General features: G+C 68.9%; 12 protein-coding genes. 6 read left to right on the forward strand and 6 right to left on the reverse strand.

Annotation, left to right across the window (positions count from 1 at the left end; genetic code table 11):
* Nucleotides 1–120 precede the first annotated feature (120 nt).
* Nucleotides 121–3,546 (reverse strand): error-prone DNA polymerase, encoded by a 3,426-nt coding sequence (locus tag EV653_RS13175; protein ID WP_134102188.1) that lies wholly within the window; start codon nt 3,544–3,546, stop codon nt 121–123.
* A 236-nt stretch (nt 3,547–3,782) separates the two neighbouring features.
* Here EV653_RS13175 and EV653_RS13180 point away from each other — a divergent pair, with 236 nt between their 5' ends.
* From EV653_RS13180 to EV653_RS13190, 3 genes are all read left to right on the forward strand, one after another.
* The gene (locus EV653_RS13180) at nt 3,783–4,535 is read left to right on the forward strand and encodes a GNAT family N-acetyltransferase (RefSeq protein WP_134102191.1); all 753 of its coding nucleotides are present in this window, start codon (nt 3,783–3,785) and stop codon (nt 4,533–4,535) included.
* A 2-nt stretch (nt 4,536–4,537) separates the two neighbouring features.
* On the forward strand, nt 4,538–4,762 hold the full coding sequence (gene infA / locus EV653_RS13185; RefSeq protein WP_134102194.1) for a translation initiation factor IF-1: 225 nt from the start codon (nt 4,538–4,540) through the stop codon (nt 4,760–4,762).
* 69 nt (nt 4,763–4,831) lie between these two features.
* Nucleotides 4,832–5,167 (forward strand): hypothetical protein, encoded by a 336-nt coding sequence (locus tag EV653_RS13190; RefSeq protein WP_134102197.1) that lies wholly within the window; start codon nt 4,832–4,834, stop codon nt 5,165–5,167.
* Here EV653_RS13190 and EV653_RS13195 read toward each other — a convergent pair.
* Genes EV653_RS13195 through EV653_RS13205 form a run of 3 tightly spaced genes read right to left on the reverse strand, consistent with a single transcriptional unit; the run spans nt 5,164 to nt 13,785 of the window.
* Nucleotides 5,164–6,117, reverse strand: coding sequence for a calcium/sodium antiporter (locus EV653_RS13195; RefSeq protein ID WP_134102200.1), 954 nt, complete (start codon nt 6,115–6,117; stop codon nt 5,164–5,166). The genes EV653_RS13190 and EV653_RS13195 overlap by 4 nt on opposite strands.
* 6 nt (nt 6,118–6,123) lie before the next feature.
* Nucleotides 6,124–8,250: a transglycosylase domain-containing protein gene (locus EV653_RS13200; protein WP_134102203.1), complete on the reverse strand. Its 2,127-nt coding sequence runs from the start codon at nt 8,248–8,250 to the stop codon at nt 6,124–6,126.
* A gap of 21 nt (nt 8,251–8,271) precedes the next feature.
* A complete protein-coding gene (locus EV653_RS13205) occupies nt 8,272–13,785 on the reverse strand; it encodes an ATP-binding protein (RefSeq protein ID WP_134102206.1) in 5,514 nt (1,837 codons plus the stop codon).
* 177 nt (nt 13,786–13,962) lie between these two features.
* Here EV653_RS13205 and EV653_RS13210 point away from each other — a divergent pair, with 177 nt between their 5' ends.
* Nucleotides 13,963–15,330, forward strand: coding sequence for an FAD-binding oxidoreductase (locus EV653_RS13210; protein ID WP_238159704.1), 1,368 nt, complete (start codon nt 13,963–13,965; stop codon nt 15,328–15,330).
* Here the strand turns inward: EV653_RS13210 and EV653_RS13215 are convergent.
* A complete protein-coding gene (locus tag EV653_RS13215; protein WP_202871584.1) occupies nt 15,282–16,166 on the reverse strand; it encodes an NAD-dependent epimerase/dehydratase family protein in 885 nt (294 codons plus the stop codon). The genes EV653_RS13210 and EV653_RS13215 overlap by 49 nt on opposite strands.
* Before the next feature lie 23 nt (nt 16,167–16,189).
* Here EV653_RS13215 and EV653_RS13220 point away from each other — a divergent pair, with 23 nt between their 5' ends.
* Both EV653_RS13220 and EV653_RS13225 read left to right on the forward strand, forming a co-directional pair.
* Nucleotides 16,190–17,353 carry a pyridoxal phosphate-dependent aminotransferase gene (locus EV653_RS13220; protein ID WP_202871585.1) on the forward strand — a complete coding sequence of 388 codons (1,164 nt, stop codon included), beginning with the start codon at nt 16,190–16,192 and terminating at the stop codon, nt 17,351–17,353.
* 1 nt (nt 17,354) lies between these two features.
* Complete coding sequence (locus tag EV653_RS13225; protein ID WP_134102212.1) at nt 17,355–18,095, forward strand: alanyl-tRNA editing protein; 741 nt, start codon at nt 17,355–17,357, stop codon at nt 18,093–18,095.
* Nucleotides 18,096–18,329: 234 nt separating this feature from the next.
* Here EV653_RS13225 and EV653_RS13230 read toward each other — a convergent pair whose 3' ends face one another.
* Complete coding sequence (locus EV653_RS13230; protein ID WP_134102215.1) at nt 18,330–18,713, reverse strand: DUF5997 family protein; 384 nt, start codon at nt 18,711–18,713, stop codon at nt 18,330–18,332.
* Between the last annotated feature and the right edge of the window lie 53 nt (nt 18,714–18,766).

An 18,766-nucleotide genomic window follows, 5' to 3' on the forward strand; every position in this document is an offset into this window, starting at 1 on the left:
AGGGTACGTGCTCCCGGCAGTCCACGCTCGCCGCGAAGAGGCCAACAAAACAGCCGCCGCGAAGCGGTGTCCTGTTCACGGTGTGGTGGTGGGTTTGCGTGGGTGGGTGGGTGGGTGGGGTTAGCGGAAGTCTCGGGATTTGGTTCGGGCGGCTAGGGGGAGGCGTTCTAGGTGTTCGGCGGAGAGGTTGGTTACTTCGCCGGCCCGTTCTATGCGGCCTCGGATGATGAGGGCGGCGGCGTTGCGGGCTACGGCGGCGTGGTGGTGCCAGCAGCCTACGGTGATGACGATGTTGGCCATGCCGGTCTCGTCCTCGAGGTTCATGAAGGTAACGCCGGAGGCGGTGGCTGGGCGTTGGCGGTGGGTGACGACGCCGGCTACCCGGACGCGGGCGCCGTCGGGGGCTTCGCGGAGTTGGGCGGCGGACAGGATCCCTTCGGCGCGGAGTCTTTCGCGGACGCGCTCCATCGGGTGGCTGGTGGTGGTGATCGAGGTGGACCACAGGTCGGCCATGTCGGCCTCGATGTCGCTCATCCCGGGCAGCGTCGGCGGCGGGCCGGCGGCGGTGATGCCGGCCAGCTGACCGGGGCGCTCCTCGGCTGCGCGGCCCGCTTCCCACAACGCCTGCCGCCGGTCGAGTCCGAAACAGTCGAACGCCCCGGCTGTCGCGAGCGCCTCGACCTGGGCCGCAGTGATCCCGGTCCGCCGGACCAGGTCGGCCATCTCGGTGAACGGCCCACCCCGCTCCCGCTCCTCGACGATCAGCTTCGCGCCCTTCTCCCCCACCGTGCGTACTTCGGACAACCCCAGCCGGACCGCGAACACACCGTCCCGGCGATGCACGGTGTTGTCGAACGGCGCCTGCGGATCGAACGGACCCACCAACGGCTGCGGGTCCGCCAGACAGTCCGGCGACCCGGTCGGACCGGTGCGCTCCTGCCCGTCGACGAGAAACTCGAGCCCCGCGTCGACACCCGAGAGATGCAGGTGCGGACGGCGTACTTCGACACCGTGACGGCGGGCGTCGGCCACCAGGGACTGTGGTGAGTAGAACCCCATCGGCTGGGCCCTTAGCAGCGCAGCCAGGAACGCTGCCGGGTAGTGCAGCCGCAGCCACGTGCTGGAGTAGACGAGCAGCGCGAAGCTGATCGAGTGCGATTCGGCGAACCCGAAGTTCGCGAACGCCTCGATCTTCTCGTAGATCTCGTCGGCCAGGTCGCCGGTGATCCCGTTGCCCGCCATCCCGGCGTACAGCTTGTCCTTCAGGGACGAGATCTTCTCGATGCCGCGTTTGGACCCCATCGCCCGGCGGAGCAGGTCGGCCTCGTCACCGTCGATCTCGCCGACCGCCATCGCCATCTGCATCAGCTGCTCCTGGAACAGCGGCACACCCATGGTCCGCTCCAGCACCGGTCGCAGCTTCGGGTGCAGGTAGGTGATCGGCTCCTCGCCGGTCCGCCGGCGGATGTACGGATGGACGGCGCCGCCCTGGATCGGGCCGGGGCGGATCAACGCGATCTCGGTGACCAGGTCGTAGAACCGTCGCGGTTTCAGCCGCGGCAGCGTCGCCATCTGTGCGCGGGACTCCACTTGGAACACCCCGACCGAATCCGCCCGGCAGAGCTGGTCATAGACGCCGGCCTCCTCCCGCGGGATCGTGTGCAGCTCCCACGACTCGCCGATCTGCTCGCGGACCATGTCGAGGCAGTACTGCAGCGCGGCCAGCATGCCGAGCCCGAGCAGGTCGAACTTCACCAGCCCCATCCACGCGCAGTCGTCCTTGTCCCACTGCAGGACGGTCCGTTTCTCCATCCGCGCGTGCTCGATCGGCACCACCTCGCCGACCGGGCGCTCGGTCAGCACCATCCCGCCGGAGTGGATCCCGAGATGCCGCGGGAACTTCAGCAGCTCGGTCGCCATCGACACCACCTGCGGCGGGATGTCGTGCTCGGTCGAGGTGATCTCCGGACTCCAGCCGTCCACCTGTTTCGACCAGGCGTCCTGCTGACCGACGGAGTACCCCAGCGCCTTCGCCATGTCGCGGACGGCGGACTTCGGGCGGTAGGAGATCACGTTCGCCACCTGGGCGGCGTTGTGCCGGCCGTACTTCTCGTAGACGTGCTGGATCACCTCCTCCCGCCGGCCGGAGTCGAAGTCGACGTCGATGTCCGGCTCCTCGGCCCGGGTGGTGGCCAGGAACCGCTCGAACGGCAGGTTGTAGAGGATGCTGTCCACCGCGGTGATGCCGAGCGCGTAGCAGACCGCCGAGTTCGCCGCCGAGCCGCGGCCCTGGCAGAGGATCCCGTTGTCGTGCGCGAACCGGACGATGTCCTCGACGATCAGGAAGTACCCCGGGAAGCCCTTCTCCTCGATGACGTCGAGCTCCCGCTCCAGCCGCTCGTAGGCATCCGGCCGCTGCTCACGGGTCCCGTACCGCTTCGCGGCGCCGGCGAACGTCAGCTCCCGCAGCCACGACATCGGGGTATGACCATCAGGTACGTCGCGCAGCGGCAGCTTCGGCTTCGCCCGCGCGAGGTCGAACGCGAGCTGGTCGGCCAGCGTCACCGAGCGCGCCACGGCCCCGTCGTACCGCCGGAAGCGGGCCGCCATCTCCGCCCCCGAACGCAGGAACGCCATCCCGCTCGGTGGCAGCCAGCCGTCCATCGAATCCAGGTCGCGCCTGGCCCGCACGGCGGCCAGCGCGGCCGCCAGCTTGTGCTTCGCCGGGGTCGCGTAGTGAACGTTGTTTGTGGCAACTACCGGAAGACCCCGGTCGGCGGCCAGGTCGGCCAGGATCCGGTTCCGCAGGGTGTCGGCAGGCAGGTGGTGGTCGATCAACTCGACCACCACGCGGTCCTTGCCGAACAGAGCGGTCAGCCGATCCAGCTCACGGCCCGCGGCCGCCGGACCGTCGGCGTGTCCACCGAGCTCCAGCGCCTGCCGGACCAGGCCTTTGCGGCAGCCGGTGAGGATCAGCCAATGCTTGCGGCCAACAGCAGCCAGCTCTTCCAGCACATAGACCGGCTTCCCTTTCTCCCCTCCGGCCAGTTGCGCCTTGGTGATCGCGCCGGCCAGTGTGTGATAGCCGTCCTGCCCCTCCGCCAGCACCAGCAGGTGACTGCCCTCGGGGTCGGCCACGCCGTTCTGCGGGCCGGTCAGCCCGAGCGACAGCTCGGCACCGAAAACAGTCGGCATCGAGTACGCCGCTGCGGCCTCGGCGAACCGCGCCGCGCCGTAGAACCCGTCGTGGTCGGTCAGCGCCAGCGCATGCAGCCCCTGGCGGACCGCGGCCTCGACCAGATCCTCCGGTTGGGAGGCGCCGTCCAGGAAGGAGAAGTTCGAATGGGCGTGGAGCTCGGCATACGGCACGGCGTGCTCTGGGCGGTGGACGGCGTCGGCGACATACGGCCCGCGATGCTGCGACCATGCCGGACTGTCACCGCCGTCGCCCGTCACCGGCCGACCGCCGTGGCTGCCCGGGCGGGAGCGGTCCGACAGCTTGCGCTCCAGCTCCGACCACTTTATCGGCGGATTGTTGTAGCCCATCGCACTCACCTCCCGTCGGAATCAAGACTAGAACATATGTTCGACAGCGCGCAAAATGAGTGGCAGCCGCGACCAGCGGGTTGGTACCTTGCCGTGGTCCGTGACACCACACCAGGAGGTGATGCCCCCATGAACGCTGCAGAGCAATGGGTGCTCCCCCTGTCGTGGTCACGGGCGGGCGACTGACGTAGGTGTCAGCCGGGAGCGCCACGACAGGCTCCCGAAGGGAAACACCTATGAACACTTTGACGCTCTCGCGTGTCGCGGAGAATCAATGGCACGCGATCGAGAACGATCTGGTCGTCGGCCGCGGGCATGCCTCGCGGCGGCTCGACGGCAGGACGTTCCTGAGTATCGACACCTGGAGTGACGCGGTCTTCGACCGGCTCGCCGCCGCAATGCTGGCCGATCAGCCGGCACCGCGGTACACCGTGGTCGACGAGACCGATCGCGACCTCACCGCCAACTGGGAACGCGCAGGATTCACCCGCGAGCGTCGCGAGTCGGAGTTCGTCGTACCCACTGAACTCGCGCCGGTGGACCCGCCGTCCGGAGTGGTCATCACGACCGCGGCCGAGGCTCCGCTGCGTGAGCTCGACCGCGCGATCCGCGCGGAGGTCGAGGCGACCGTCGGCTGGCAGACGATGCCTGCGGAGGTGCTGCCGTGGCAGGGCGGCACGAGACCACTCGACCCGTCGAAGTACACGGTCGCGGTGCGGGACGGACGGTACGTCGGACTGGTCCGCGTGGCGACGAGGACCCGGCGGCCGCGGATCGGGCTGGTCGCCGTACTGACCGCCGAGCGGCGGCACGGCATCGCTCGCGCCCTGCTGACTCACACTCTCAGCGGGTTGCATCAGGCCGGCTTCGAAGCAGCCACAGCGGAGGTCGACGAGACCAACACGGCCGCGCTGGCGCTGTTCGAAGGGCTCGGCGCCCAACGCACAGGCGGCAGTCTGGAACTCATCAGCCGGCCGGGAAGGGTCTGATCATGCCTAGAACAGCAGGCGGCATCGAGATGGAGGGCACCGTCGTCGAGTGCCTCCGCAACGCCAACTTCCGGGTCGAACTCACCAACGGCCACAAGGTCCTGGCGCACATCAGCGGCAAGATCCGCAAGAACTACATCAAGATCCTCCCGGAGGACCGCGTTCTGGTAGAACTCAGTCCCTACGACCTGAACCGGGGCCGCATCATCTTCCGCTACCGAACCTGATCCATCTCACACACCTCCCGTCGGGATCAAGACTAGAACATATGTTCGATCAAGCGGTAATCTGAAAACATGCTTGGTCGGTTCACGGTTCGCCCGTCCGACGACGGATCCAACGGGTTCGGCGTCTGGGACGGGGCGGTCAACGGGTGGCGTGCGACAGGTCTCGACGACGAGGGGAAGGCGCGGGAGTTGGCCTCCGATCTCGACGTGCAGTACGACGCTCACGGGCCACGCCCGGCGGACGCCGTGCGGCACGTCGAGCCGGCTCAGAAGGTTCAGCGGGCGACCTGGTCGACCGGTGAGCTCGACGTCTGGATACGGGACAACGGCGAGTGGCTGGGCCGGGTCCGGGACAAGAACGGCGACATCGCCTGGGTCCCGGGCACCGACCTCAGGCCGCTCTAGGCGCGGGTGAGGAGGAGCCAGGTCAGGTAGGCCGCGTAGGCGGTGACGAAGAGGGCTCCTTCGAGGCGGGTCATGCGGCGGCCTGAGAGGAAGACGGGGACGCAGGCGACGGCTGCGGCGGCCATCAGGATCAGGTCGCTCTCCAGGACCTCGGACGGGACTTCGACGGCGCCCGGGGCGACCAGCACCGTGATCCCGAGGATGATCGCGATGTTGTAGACGCTCGAGCCGAGCAGGTTGCCGAGCGCGATGTCGCGGTCGCCGCGGACGGTCGACAGGATCGTGGTCACCAGTTCGGGCGCGGACGTGCCGATCGCGATGATCGTCAGCCCGATGACCGCGTCGCTCACCCCGAGCGAGATCGCGACGTCGACCGCCCCGTCGACCAGGAGCGTCGCGCCGACGACGATCACCGCGAGCCCGGCGATCAGGCACAGCACATCGACCCAGGTCCGGGCGGGCTTGGCGTACGACGCGTCGTACTTCGCCTTCACCGGCGCGGACTCGCGGCGTCCGGACCGCAGTACGCCGTACGTGTAGCCGGCCCCGAACAGCACCAGCACGATGCCGTCGACCGTACCGAGTGACCCGTCGAGCGCGATCAGCACGAGCAACAGCGAAGCCCCCGTCATCAGCGGCAGCTCGAACCGCAGCGTCCGGGTGTCGAAGGTGACTGGGCTGATCAGCGCGCTCAGGCCGAGGATCAGCAGCAGGTTGACCAGGTTCGTGCCGACGATGTTGCCGACCGCCAGCCCGGCGTTGCCCTGCCGGGCCGCGTCGACGCCGATCGCCAGCTCCGGCATGCTCGTGCCCAGCGACACCACCGTGACCCCGACCACGATCGGCGTCAGGCCGAGCCGCACGGCCAGCCCCGACCCGCCGCGCACGACCAGCTCGGCGCCGCCCAGCAGCCCGACCAGACCGACGACGATCAGCAGGGCGCTGGGCACGTGAGCTCAGCGGGGAGCGGTGTTGGGCTTGGGCGTCGGTTTCTGCTTCCCGGAGTCGGCAGGCGTGGGGTTCGGGTTGCCGATCATCTTTCTCGGCGGGTTCACGAAACGCTCGACCGGCAGGCCGCGGAGAGCGCCCTGCATGGCGCTCTCCCAGAGCGGGCCGGCAGTGCCGGAGCCGGTCGGGTCGGCGATGTCCACGCCGTTCAGCGTGTGGCGGAACATCAGGTTGGTGTACGGCAGCGTGGCGTCCGCGACGACCGCGGCGGCGGCGAGGTTCGGGGTGTAGCCGGCGAACCAGACCGCCAGGTTCTGCTGGATGGTGCCGGTCTTGCCGGCCATGTCGCGAGTGCCGAAGCGCAGGTGGCCGCCGGTGCCGCCAGGCATCATCACCTGGCTGAGCACCCGGTTGACCCCGTCCGCGACCGCACGCGGCAGCGCTTGCCTGCAGTCCAAGCCGGGCCCGGGGATCAGCTTGTGGGACTTGTCCCGGACCGACGTGACGGCCAGCGGCTTGCAGTACTTCCCGCGCGCCGCGAACGTTGCGTACGCGTTCGACAGCATCAACGGCGTCACGTACCCGACGCCGAGCGTCATCGACGCGACCTGGTCGAGCGGCTCGCCGGTCTGGCCGTTGTACATCCCGAGCTTGGCCGCGATCTTCGCGATCGCGCACAGCCCGGTCCGCTGCGACAACTGCAGGAAGTACGTGTTGGTCGAGAACCGCGCCGCCTCGACCATGGTCAGGTCACCGCTGTGCGTCGAGTTCTTCGGCTGGTACGTCGGATCGCGGGTGGTCCCCGTGCAGGTCCGGAACTTCGTGTTCCGCAGGTCGATCTGCTCCGGCGAGTTGATCCGGTAGTCCATCGGGAAGCCCTTCGACAGGGCCGCCGCGATCGTGAACGCCTTCATCGTCGAGCCGTTCTGGAACCCGCCGAACCCGCCGTACGACTTCTCGACGTTGTAGTTGTAGTTCGTGTGGTTGCGCCCGTTGCCGTACGGCTTGCTCTGCACCATCGCCTTGACCAGCCCGGTGCCCGGCTCGACCACCGTGATCGCGGCGACCGCGGTGTCGGTGCGCTTGCTGTGTTTGTCGATCGACGCCTGCGCGGCCGCCTGGATCCGCGGGTCGATCGAGGTCCGGATCTGCAGGCCGCCGGTCTTCAGGTAGTGGTCGCGGTCCTTCACGGTCGCCCCGAGCTCGGGGTTCGTCAGCAGCTGTGAGACCACGTAGTCGCAGTAGAACGGGTACCGCGAATTGGCGCAGCCGTTCGGTACCGGCTCGACCCTGGCCAGGTCGATCACCGGCGCCCGCAGCGCACGGTTGGCCTGACTGACCGTGATCACGCCGAGCTCGAGCATCCGCTTGATCACCACGTCGCGGCGCGCCTTGGAGCGAGTCAGGTCGTTCGTCGGGTCGTACCCGGTCGGGTTCTTCACCAGCCCGGCCAGCAGCGCCGCCTGCGGGAGCGTGAGCTTATCGGCCGTGGTCCGGAAATAGTGTTGTGAGGCCGCCTGGACGCCGTACGCGCCGTCGCCGAAGTTCGCCAGGTTCAGGTACCGCTCGAGGATCTCGTCCTTGGACAACTGGTCCTCGACCGCGATCGCGTACCGCAGCTCGGTCAGTTTGCGCTCGTACGTGACCGCTGTCGCCGCCGCCCGCTCGGCCGCGGTCCGCGCCTTCTCGACCAGGCTCATCTTCACGTACTGCTGGGTGATGCTCGACCCGCCCTGCTGCACCTCGCCCTCGGTCTGGTTGCGCAGCATCGCTCGCAGCGTGCCCTTCAGGTCGAGCGCACCGTGGTCGTAGAACCGCGAGTCCTCGATCGCGACGATCGCCTTGCGCATGATCGGGCTGACCGCACCGAGCGGGACCGGGACGCGGTTCTGCTCGTACAGCGTGGCGATCAGCGTGCCGTCCGCGGCCAGGATGCGGCTGCGGACGGCCACCGGATCGATCACGAGCTCCTTCGGCAGGTTCTGGAGCGAGGCCGCGACGTCAGCCGATCCGCGTCCGGCGAATCCGGCGAACGGCACCACGAACCCCGCCGCCAGCGCACCCGACAGCACGCTCACGCCGATGAACGTGATCAACGACCGAGCCCAATTGCGACCGCCCCTCCCGGTACGCATATCCCCAGGGTAGGCGAGTGATCAGCTTCCGGGTACCCCGGAATTGATTGCCTCGATCAACTTTGGCCGCAATTCCCTTGCACTGATGACCGCATCGACCGACCCGACGTCGCGCGCCCGCTCGATACTGTGCACGCGATCGAACTCGGTCGCGACCTCGCCCAGTTTCTCCGCCCGTACGACGGTTCGCACGTCGGCAAGCTCTGTCGCCAAGGCAGCCCGCTCCGCTCCGGTCGCCTCGCCGACCCGCTTGGCCAGCGTCGCGACCCGCGGATCCGCAGCGGTTCGCGCGTCGACCTCGCCCGCGAAGACGACCGCGGCCGCCGGCGCGCCGCCGAGCACCGAGGCGAACGAGCCCTCGACCGCGAGCACGGTCATCGACGGGTTCAGCGACTTCGAGAACACGACGAACGCGCCGCCGTGATAGCGCGAGACGACGCAGAAAACGATCGGTCCCCGGAAGTTCACGATCGCGCGACCGATCTCGGCGCCGTACTCGAGCTGCAGGTTCCGCATCGAGTCCGGTGAGCCGTCGAAGCCGGACAGGTTCGCCAGCACGACCAGCGGACGGTTGCCGCTGGCCGAGTTGATCGCCCGCGCCACCTTCTTCGACGACCGCGGGAACAGCGTGCCCGCGGTGTACGTGTCCGGGCCGTCGGTGGGCGGGAAGCCCCGGCGCGGAACCGACTTGGACTCGATCCCGACCAGACAGACCGGGAACCCGCCGAGCCGGGCATCCTGCACGACCGCGGTGTCGGCGTCGGCCATCCCCGCCCAGCGCTCCAGCACCGGGTGGTCCTGGTCGGTGACCGCCCGCATCAGCGTGCGGATGTCGAACGCCTTCTTCCGGTCCGGGTTCGTCGCGGTCGAGAAGATCTCACCGATCGTCTTGAAGTCGCTCCCGGCCACCTCGTGCGGGTACGGCGTGACGTCGCGATCCACCGGGTCCGACGTCACGGCCCGGCGCGGACCGCTCTCCCCCGGCACGACGTACGTGTGGTCGTAATGCGTCATCAGCACGTCCCGGGCCGCCTTCAGGTCGGGCGCCCAGTACTGCGCCTGTCCGTTCGGGCCCATCACCCGGTCGTACCCGCCGATGCCGAAGTTGTCCTCGGCCGACACGCTGCCGGAGAAGTCCAGCGTTTGCTTGCCGGTCAGAACCATCGCGCTGTCCGGCGTCATCACCAGGATGCCCTTGGTGTGCATGAGCATCGTCGCCTCGGCGTTCCAGTACGGCTGCGCGCCGACGTTGATCCCCGCGACCACGACGTTGATCTCGCCGCCGTCCTGGGTGAACTCGACGATCCGCTTCAGCGCCTTCGCGACCCAGTCCATGTTCTCGGTGCCGGAGTCCATCGAGATCCGGGCGCCGGCCGACAGCGAGTACCACTCGACCGGGACCTGCATCCGCTCGGCCAGGTCGAGCGCCGCGATGATCCGCGAGCACTCCGCCTCGGCCACCGCGCCGAGTGCCATCGTCGGGTCGCCGCTCATCGCGACCCGGGTGACGCCCTCGGGGTACCGCTCGCTCGGCGTGGTGACGATACCGACGATGATGCCGGCCTTGTTCAGGCCCTTCGGCCGCTCGACCGGGACCAGGTTGCCGGCGTCGTCGAGGTCGTGCTCGACGAACGAGCCGCCCTGACCGGCGACCATGCCGCTGACCTCGTACGGGTAGATCGTGTTGCGTCGCCGGGACCGCTGAACCTTCTGGGCGTAGTCGTCGAGCGGCATCAGCCGACCGGTCGGCGGCTGCTCGACCGACGTGACGACGCCCGCGCCGTGCTGGTAGTAGAACCGGGCCGCGACCGGGTTCGTCGTACCGTCCGGAGCCTGGACCTGGCCCTGGACCAGGACCTCCTCGATCCCGGCGCCCGCGGTCAGCGGGGCGATGTTGCGCTGCAGCGCGGTCACCTCGTCGACCTGGGCCTCGACCACCGGCCAGATCTGCACCCAGACGTGGTTCATGTCCAGCTTGGCGCCGGCCGCACCACGCGCTGAGCGGGCGCGGCGGATCGCCTCGAGGCAGTTCGCGATCGCCCGCTCCGCGTGCGGCAGCGAGGTGACCTGGCCGTCCTCGTCCCGGACGACGGCGAACTGGCGGACCTGAGCCAGCGCGACGAGCCGCCGGTCGGCCGGGTTGTCCCGGGCGACGCAGTAGTAGAGGAGCACATCCTCGGGCGCATCGAGGCGGGTGATGCGGAAGTCGCGCAGCCGCCAGAGGTTCAGGCGGCGGCCGACCATCGGGTGTACGCCGCGGACGTTGTCGTCCTCGGCCATCGACCCGCCGGCCGGGCGGTACGTGAAGTACGAGACCGGGCGGCCTTGTCCCGGTGCGACCGCGACCGAGATCCGGCGTACCCGCTGGGAGACCGGGAGGTCGCCGACCATGCGGCGGTACAGGTCGGAGGCCTCCTGCTGCGACTCGGGCAGGTCCGGGCCGTACAGGTACAGCTCGACGACGGCCTCGTGGCCGGCCGTACGAGCGTCGACCTGCGCGGTCAGCATCCGGGACAGGGCGCTGTCGCGGTCGGCGAGCTCGGCCACGGTCCCGACCGTCGTGACCAGATGGCTCGGACGGTCGTCGATCGAATAGTCGGCGGTTGCGACCGGCCGCCCGTCGACGGCGAAGTCGCGCAGGTCGTGCAGCTCGTACTCGCGGTAGTGCCGGCGGACGAGCACCTCGAGCATCGGCTCGCGCTCACCCCAGCCGCCTTCGAGCCGCTGTGCGAGGAACCGCACGATCGGCTCCGGGATCGCGGCCAGCGCGTCGATCCGCTGCTGCCGGTCCGGCGCATCCGGGTGCGCGGCCAGGTCGGCGACCTCGTCGCTCACCCCGGCGATGATCGAGGCCCGCTCGGCGTCGACCTGCGGCTGGTCGAACCAGCGGAAGCGAACGCTCCGGGCCAGGTCACCGACGACCGGGAACCGCAGCTGCGTCGCCGGCACCAGCCGGTCCAGCAGCTCGTGCACGGACTCGTCGAGCGGCGACTCCGGCAGCGGCTCGGCGATCCACCGCTGCAGCACGGACGTCACCAGCACCACGTCGGGATTCGAGCGCTGCTGCGCCAGGAAGATCCGGAAGACCGCTTCCTCCAGCTCGGGACTGCGCTCCAGCCCGGTCACGCCGTAGTTGCTGAGCACCCGCGTCAACCGGGCCTGGAACTCGGCCGGCAATCCACCGCGATCCGGATCCAGGCTCTGCAGGTACGTATAGAAGTACTCGCGCGGGCTGTGTACGCGGTTCTCGATGCTCGTGTCCGTGCCGGCTGGCCTGTTCCGGCTCAGCTCGGCGAAGTCGGCGAACACGCTCAGCAGCTCGATCTCAGGCCCGACCGGAGGCCCGGCCAGCTGATGTGCGAGCTCGGATCGCGCGGCGAGGTAGTCGGCCAGCATGCCGCCCTCGTCCTGCGGGTCGATATCGAACCCGAGCAGCATGCTCCGCAGGTCATCGAGCCCGCGCTCCACCCGCTCGGCAGCAGACTTCTCCCCCGTACCGTTCGGCAGATCCAGCTCTACGCCGTTCTGAACCGGTGCCGCCTGCTCGAGGCTGTCATCTGCCACAGGCTCAAGCCGGAGTAGCGGCGCACCGGTCTCCACCTGGCTGCCGGTCGAGACCAGCAGCTCCTTCACGGTCGCCTTGAACGGCGCGTAGAGCACCGTCTCCATCTTCATGCTCTCGAGCACGAGCACCGGCGCACCGGCCTCGATCTCAGCACCCGTCTGCACCGGCGTCGCGACCACCAGCGCGGGCGCGGGCGAGCGCAGTACGCCGCCCTCGTCGCGACTGACGCGGTGGGTCACGCCGTCGACCTCGACCAGGTGCACCGGGCCGTGCGTCGCGGTCACCAGGCGGAACCGCTGTCCGCCGACAACCAGCCTGCTCGTGTACTCGTCCAGCCGCTCCAGCTCGGCGTCCACGACCTTCAGGTTGCCGTTGCCGTTGCCCACCCCGACCCGGAACCGCTCCGGACCGATCCGGGCCACCGTGACCCGGTAGCTCGCGCCGCGCAGCTTCAGGTCGATCGCGCGGCCGACCTCGTGCTGCACCTGCGGGCGGCCGCCGTGCGCGGTCTCGAACAGCCGGATCCGCTCGACGCGCTCGGCGTCCTCGTACCCCTCGATCGCCGCCGCGACCAGCGCGATCCCGGAGTGCCGGTGCGAGATCAGGCGGCCCTCGCCGCGGACCCGGTCGATCCAGCCGGTGTCCGCGCTGCCGTCGATCACCTCGGGCTGGTCGAGCAGCTCGAGGATGAAGCTCTTGTTGGTCGCGCCGCCCTCGATCAGCACGGTCGTCGCGGCCATCGCCCGCCGCAGCCGCGCGAGCGCCTCCTCGCGGGTCCGCCCGTACCCGATGATCTTCGCGATCATCGAGTCGAAGTCGGCGGGGATGCTGTCACCCGCGCTCACGCCGGTGTCGACACGGATCCCGGGACCGGCCGGCAGATCGAGTACGGCGATGCGCCCGGGCGACGGCGCGAAGTCGCGGTCCGGGTCCTCGGCGTTCAAACGTGCCTCGACCGCGTGACCGCTCTCGACCGGCTTGACGCCCTCGAGCCGGCCGCCGGAGGCAACGTGCAACTGGGCCTTCACCAGGTCGAACCCGGTGGTCAGCTCGGTGATCGGGTGCTCGACCTGGAGACGCGTGTTCACCTCGAGGAACGCGAACGACTTCTCGCCCGGGTGGTACAGGAACTCGACCGTCGCCGCGCCCTTGTACCCGACCGCGAGCGCCAACCGCTCGGCAGAAGCCTTCAGATCGTCGACCTGCGACGCGGACAGCAGCGGGGACGCCGACTCCTCGATCACCTTCTGGTTGCGGCGCTGCACCGAGCAGTCGCGTACGCCGAGCGCCCACGCCGTGCCCTGGCCGTCCGCGATGACCTGCACCTCAACGTGCCGCGCACCCGTGACGAGCCGCTCAAGGAACACGACGCCGCTACCGAACGCGCGGGCAGCCTCGTCGCTGGTCCGTGCGTAGGCGTCGGACAGCTCGTCTGCCGAGCGGACCACTCGGATACCACGGCCACCGCCGCCGGCCGTTGCCTTGAGCATCAATGGGTAGCCGATCCGCTCGGCCGCCTCCAGCGCGGCGTCCAGCGACTCGACCGCCCCGCGGCTCCACGGCGCGACCGGTACGCCGACCTCCTCGGCGATCAGCTTCGACCCGATCTTGTCGCCGAGCTTGCGCATGGCATCGGCCGACGGACCGATGAAGGTCACGCCGATCCGGTCGCACAGCTCCGCGAATGCGGGGTCCTCGGCAACGAATCCCCAGCCGACCCAGGCGGCGTCGGCGCCGGTCTCACGGAGCGCTCGCTCGAGGACGGCGAGATCCAGGTACGGCCGGGCCGATGCCGGGCCGAGCGGATAGGTGATGTCTGCCGCGCGGACGAAGGTCGCGGTCCGCTCGCCGTCGGTGAACAAGGCCACGGTCTCGATGGGGTCACCGCCTTCGGCGTTGACTTCCCGGACCGCGTTGATCAGCCGCATCGCGGCCTCGCCCCGGTTCACTACTGCGATACGCTTGAACATCGACCGCCTCCGTGTCTCACCCTGCTTGTACAGAAGGGATCGCCCTCTGCTGGCACAGGTTTTCAGCCCATGCCCGTTACCGTCGAGTCGGCCCCCCTTTCAGGCGTGTTCGAGCCTGTTTTCCAGCCTGACCCGGCCCGGTGAAAGACTTCCGGCAGTCGACGGAGGGGAAGCATCGTGTCGGATGAATTGATCGGCCGGCTGCGGGGAGCGGTCGCGGGACCTGTGCTGGCGCGCGGGGACGAGGGCTTCGCGGAAGAGCTGTCGGGGTTCAACCTGGCGGTTACCCACAGTCCTGAGGTGGTGGTCGGCCTGACGTCCGTGGACGACGCCGCCGCCGTGGTTCGGGCAGCGGCAGAGACCGGTTCGCCGATTCGCGTGCTGGCGACTGTGCACGGCGTACCGAACCCGATCCAGGACGGGATCGTGGTGACGACCTCCCGGCTCAAGGGCGTGACCGTCGACCCGGACACCAGGATCGCGCACATCAACGCCGGCTCGGTGTGGGCCGACGTCATCAGCGTTGCCGCGCCGCACGGACTCGCGCCGATCGCGGGTGCGTCCGAGGTCGTCGGCTGCATCGGCTACACGCTCGGTGGTGGACTCGGGCCGCTCGCGCGGACCTACGGCTTCTCATCCGACTGGGCTCGCAGTTTCCGAGTGGTCACCGCTGCTGGTTCGGTGACGGCCAGCGCCACCGAGAACCCGGACCTGTTCTGGGCATTGCGCGGTGGCAAGGGCGGCTTCGGCATCGTCACGTCGATGGACTTCGAGCTCGCCGAGCTCAGCACCCTGTACGGCGGATCGGTGTTCTTCGACGCGGAGCACATCGCTCCCGTGCTGAGCACCTGGACCGAGTGGACCAAGACACTGCCGGAGAGTGCGAACTCGTCGGTCGTGATCCTGCGCCTCCCACCGCTCGAGTTCATCCCGCAACCGCTGCGTGGCAAGACCGTGCTCAGCGTGCGGTTCGCGTACGTCGGAGATGTGGCCGAGGGCAAGCAATTGTTCCAGCCGATCCGCGACGCCGGTACGACGCTGATCGACGCGGTCGGCGAGATGCCGGCCAGCGACATTCCGCTGATCCACAACGACCCGAAGGACCCGACGCCGTCGTGGGACCGCGGCATGATGCTCGACGAGCTGGACGCCGACTTCGTCGCGGCCTTCCTCGAGGCGGCCGGTCCGGACCAGCAGCTCCCGTTGATCGCGGTCGAGATCCGGCATCTCGGCGGCGCGACCGAACGCGACGTACCGGAGGGCAGTGCGGTCGGCGGCCGCGGCGGGGCGTACACCCTGACGCTGATCGGCGTACCGGATCCGAGCCTGTTCGAAAAGGTGCTGCCGGCAACGGTCGACGGGCTGATCGCGAAGCTCGAGCCGTGGATCAGTGCCGAGACCACGGTGAACTTCGCCGGCGGCTTCGCGTTGCCGGGTTCCTACGAAGCGTCCTGGCCCGCCGACACGTTCGCGCGACTGCGCGAGGTCCGGGCCACCTACGACCCGGACTCGCTCTTCCCGTTCGGTCCTCGCCAGGAGAACTGAGGTTCGTAGCCGAGCAGACGCCGCGCCTTGTCGATCGACAGCAGCGTCTCGTTCGGCCCGAACGGCCGCTTGACCTCCACGCCGGGGAACACCTCGGCGAGGAGCTCCTCGTTCGGCCGGGACATCACGGTGTCGGCGTTCGCGACGATGAAGACGTCGGTCCCGGTCACGTCGTACTCGAGCGCCTTGCGGACCGCCTGCGCCCCGTCACGGGCATCGATGTAGCCCCAGAGGTTCCACTTGCGCGCCCGGGCGTCGGCGTCGAACGACGGGAAGCGGGCGTAGTCCTCGGGATACATCACGTTGGAGAAGCGCAGCCCGATCAGCTTGAGGTCCGGGTGCCACCGGCACAGCTGGCGGGCGAGCTCCTCCTCGAGCGTCTTCACCAGCGAGTACGTGCTGTTCGGCCGCGGCGGGTAGTCCTCGTCCACCGGCACGTACGGCGGGAACTCGTCGAACGGCAGACCGAGCACGGTCTCGCTCGACGCCCACACGATGTTCCGGACGCCGGCCCGCAGCGCCGCGGAGAACACGTTGTACGTCGCGGTCATGTTGTTGTGGAACGTCGCCGCGTTCGGCCGCAGGCCCGGTGCCGGGATCGCGGCCAGGTGCACGACCGCGTCGACGCCGTCGTGGCGGTCGTCGATGCCCGCGATCGCCTCGTACGTCTGGCCGAAATCGGTCAGATCGAGCCGTGTCGACGTCACGTCCGCGCGCGCCGGCGGAGCCTGGTCGAGCGCGACCACGTCCCAGCCGTTGTCCGCGAGGTGGTCGACCACCGCGCGACCCAGCTTGCCGCTGCTTCCTGTCACCGCTACCCGTGCCATGTTCTTCATCGTTGCAGATTAGGATTTGGCTTGTGAAACTTGCTCAGCGGATGGGACGACTGGGGACCGAATCGGCCTTCGAGGTGCTGGCCAAGGCGAAGGCGCTGGAGGCGCAGGGTCGCGAGATCGTGCACCTCGAGATCGGCGAACCCGACTTCGACACCCCGGCGCACGTGATCGCCGCCGCGCAGCAGGCCCTGGACAAGGGCTTCACGCACTACGTCCCGGCGCCTGGAATCCCGGAGCTGCGGACGACGGTGGCCGAGTTCCTAGAGCGCACCGGCCGGTTGCGGACCTCACCCGACCGGGTGCTGATCACGCCGGGCGCGAAGCCGATCATGTTCTTCACGATCCTCGCGTTGTGCGAGGAGGGCGACGAGGTCCTCTACCCCGACCCCGGCTTCCCGATGTACGCGTCGATCGCGTCGTTCGCCGGCGCGAAGCCGGTGCCGGTGCCACTGCGGGAGGAGAACGGGTTCGTCATCGACCCCGATGAGCTCCGCTCGCTGGTCACCGACCGGACCAAGCTGCTCATCCTCAACTCGCCGCACAACCCCTGCGGCAGCGCCTCCACCCCGGAGCAGCTCCAGCAGATCGCCGAGATCGCGATCGAGCACGATCTCGTCGTACTCAGCGACGAGGTCTACTGGGCCCTCCGGTACGACGGCGAGCATCACAGCGTCCTGGACGTCGACGGGATGCGCGAGCGGACGGTCCTGCTGGACGGCTGGTCGAAGACGTTCGCGATGACCGGTTGGCGGTTGGGCTTCGGCGTGTTCCCGGAGCCGCTGGTCGAGCCGGTGACGCGACTGATGATCAACTCCGTCTCCTGTACGTCGGCCTTCAGCCAGTACGCCGCGATCGCCGCGCTCGAAGGACCATGGGACGACGTCGATCGGATGCTGGACGCGTTCCGCGAACGGCGTGAGGTGATCGTGTCCGGGCTGAACGCCGTACCGGGTGTGTCATGTGTCGAGCCCGGCGGCGCGTTCTACGCGTTCCCGAACATCAGCGAGCTCTGCCTGTCGGCATCGGACCTGGCCGATCGCCTGCTCGACGAGGCCGGCGTCGCGTGTCTCCCCGGCACGTCGTTCGGTGTGTACGGCGAGAACCACCTGCGCTTCTCGTACGCGAACTCGGTGGAAAACATCCGCCGGGCCCTGGATGCATTCACAGAACTCGTGAAAGCGCACTGAGATGAGCGGTGACGGGAATCAGCACGGGCACACGCATCGGCTGGATCTGGACGATGCGTCGGTCCGGGAGTGGGATGCGACGGTCGTCGGGGTGGATCCGGAGCGTGGGATCGTGCTCGACCGGTCCGCGTTCTATCCCGGTGGTGGCGGTCAGCCGCCGGACCAGGGTGTGCTGCTGTGGGGCGGCGTACGGACGCGGATCGTCGGGACGGTGCGCGGGGACGACCTGTATCTGGTGCCGCACGACGGCGACCCGGTGCCTCCGGTCGGTACGGCGGTGCGCGGGGCGCTCGACGACGAACGGCGTACTCAGCTGATGCGGACCCACTCCGGGCTGCATGTGCTGACCGGCGTGGTGTTCCGCGACTTCGGCGCGCTCGTGACCGGCGGGAACATGGAGCCGCTGTCGGCGCGGATGGACTTCGACCTGGCCGAAGTACCGCCGGACTTCAAGGAGCGGGTAGCGGAGGCGGTGAACGCGGAGATTCGCACCGATCGCCGAATCACGGTCAGCAACCTGCCGCGCGAGGAGGCGTTCGCGATCCCGGACATCATCCGGACCGCGACGAACCTGCTCCCGCCCGACATCGAGATCGTCCGCATCGTCGACATCGCCGGCCTCGACACCCAGGCCGACGGCGGCACCCACGTCGCGTCGACCGCAATGATCGGCCAACTGGAAGTCGTCAAAATGGAAAGCAAAGGCAAAGGCTTCCGCCGCCTCCGCGTCCGAATCACCTGAACCCGCCGAGTCGTGGCAGCCGGTTCGCCCCGGTTCCGCCGAGTCGTGGAAAGAGGTTCTGAGAATCTGCCTTGATCCACGACTCGGTGTTCGGAGCCGAAACCATTTGCCACGACTCAGCGGGGCCGTGGGCCGGAGAACTCGTCCGGAGCGGCAGGGCAGCCCTCTTCTCCGGTCTTTCCTTCGATCTCTTCACAGAAGAGCTCGGCCACGACTTCTGATTGCCCTTGGGCTCTACGACTTCTGCTGCTTCTGTTCGGCGGCCTGGCGGCGGACTTCGGCTTGGGTGGCGCGTTCGTGTTCGAGCCAGTCGGGGTTCTCGGCGCGGATGGCTTCGATGTCGTCTGTCGTCAAGGCCTCGGTGATGCCGGCCCGGGCCAGGCCGCTGATCGAGACGCCGAGCCTTGCCGCCACCACGGAACGTGGGTGCGGTCCGGTCCGTCGGAGCTCCCGGAGCCACTCGGGCGGGTCGGTCTGCAGCGCGTTCAGCTCGTCGCGCGACACGACACCCTCCTGGAACTCCGCCGGCGTGGCCGGGAGGTACACGTCCAGCTTCTTCGCCGCCGTCGAGGGCTTCATCGTCTGCGAAGTCTTCTGGGTTGTCTTGCGCGCTGTCATGACAGCAGCGTAACGCCCGGTAACCTGACGACGTGACCGGATTCCGGCTGGGC

It is taken from the genome of Kribbella pratensis (genome assembly GCF_004365355.1).
In the GTDB taxonomy this organism is placed as follows: domain Bacteria; phylum Actinomycetota; class Actinomycetes; order Propionibacteriales; family Kribbellaceae; genus Kribbella.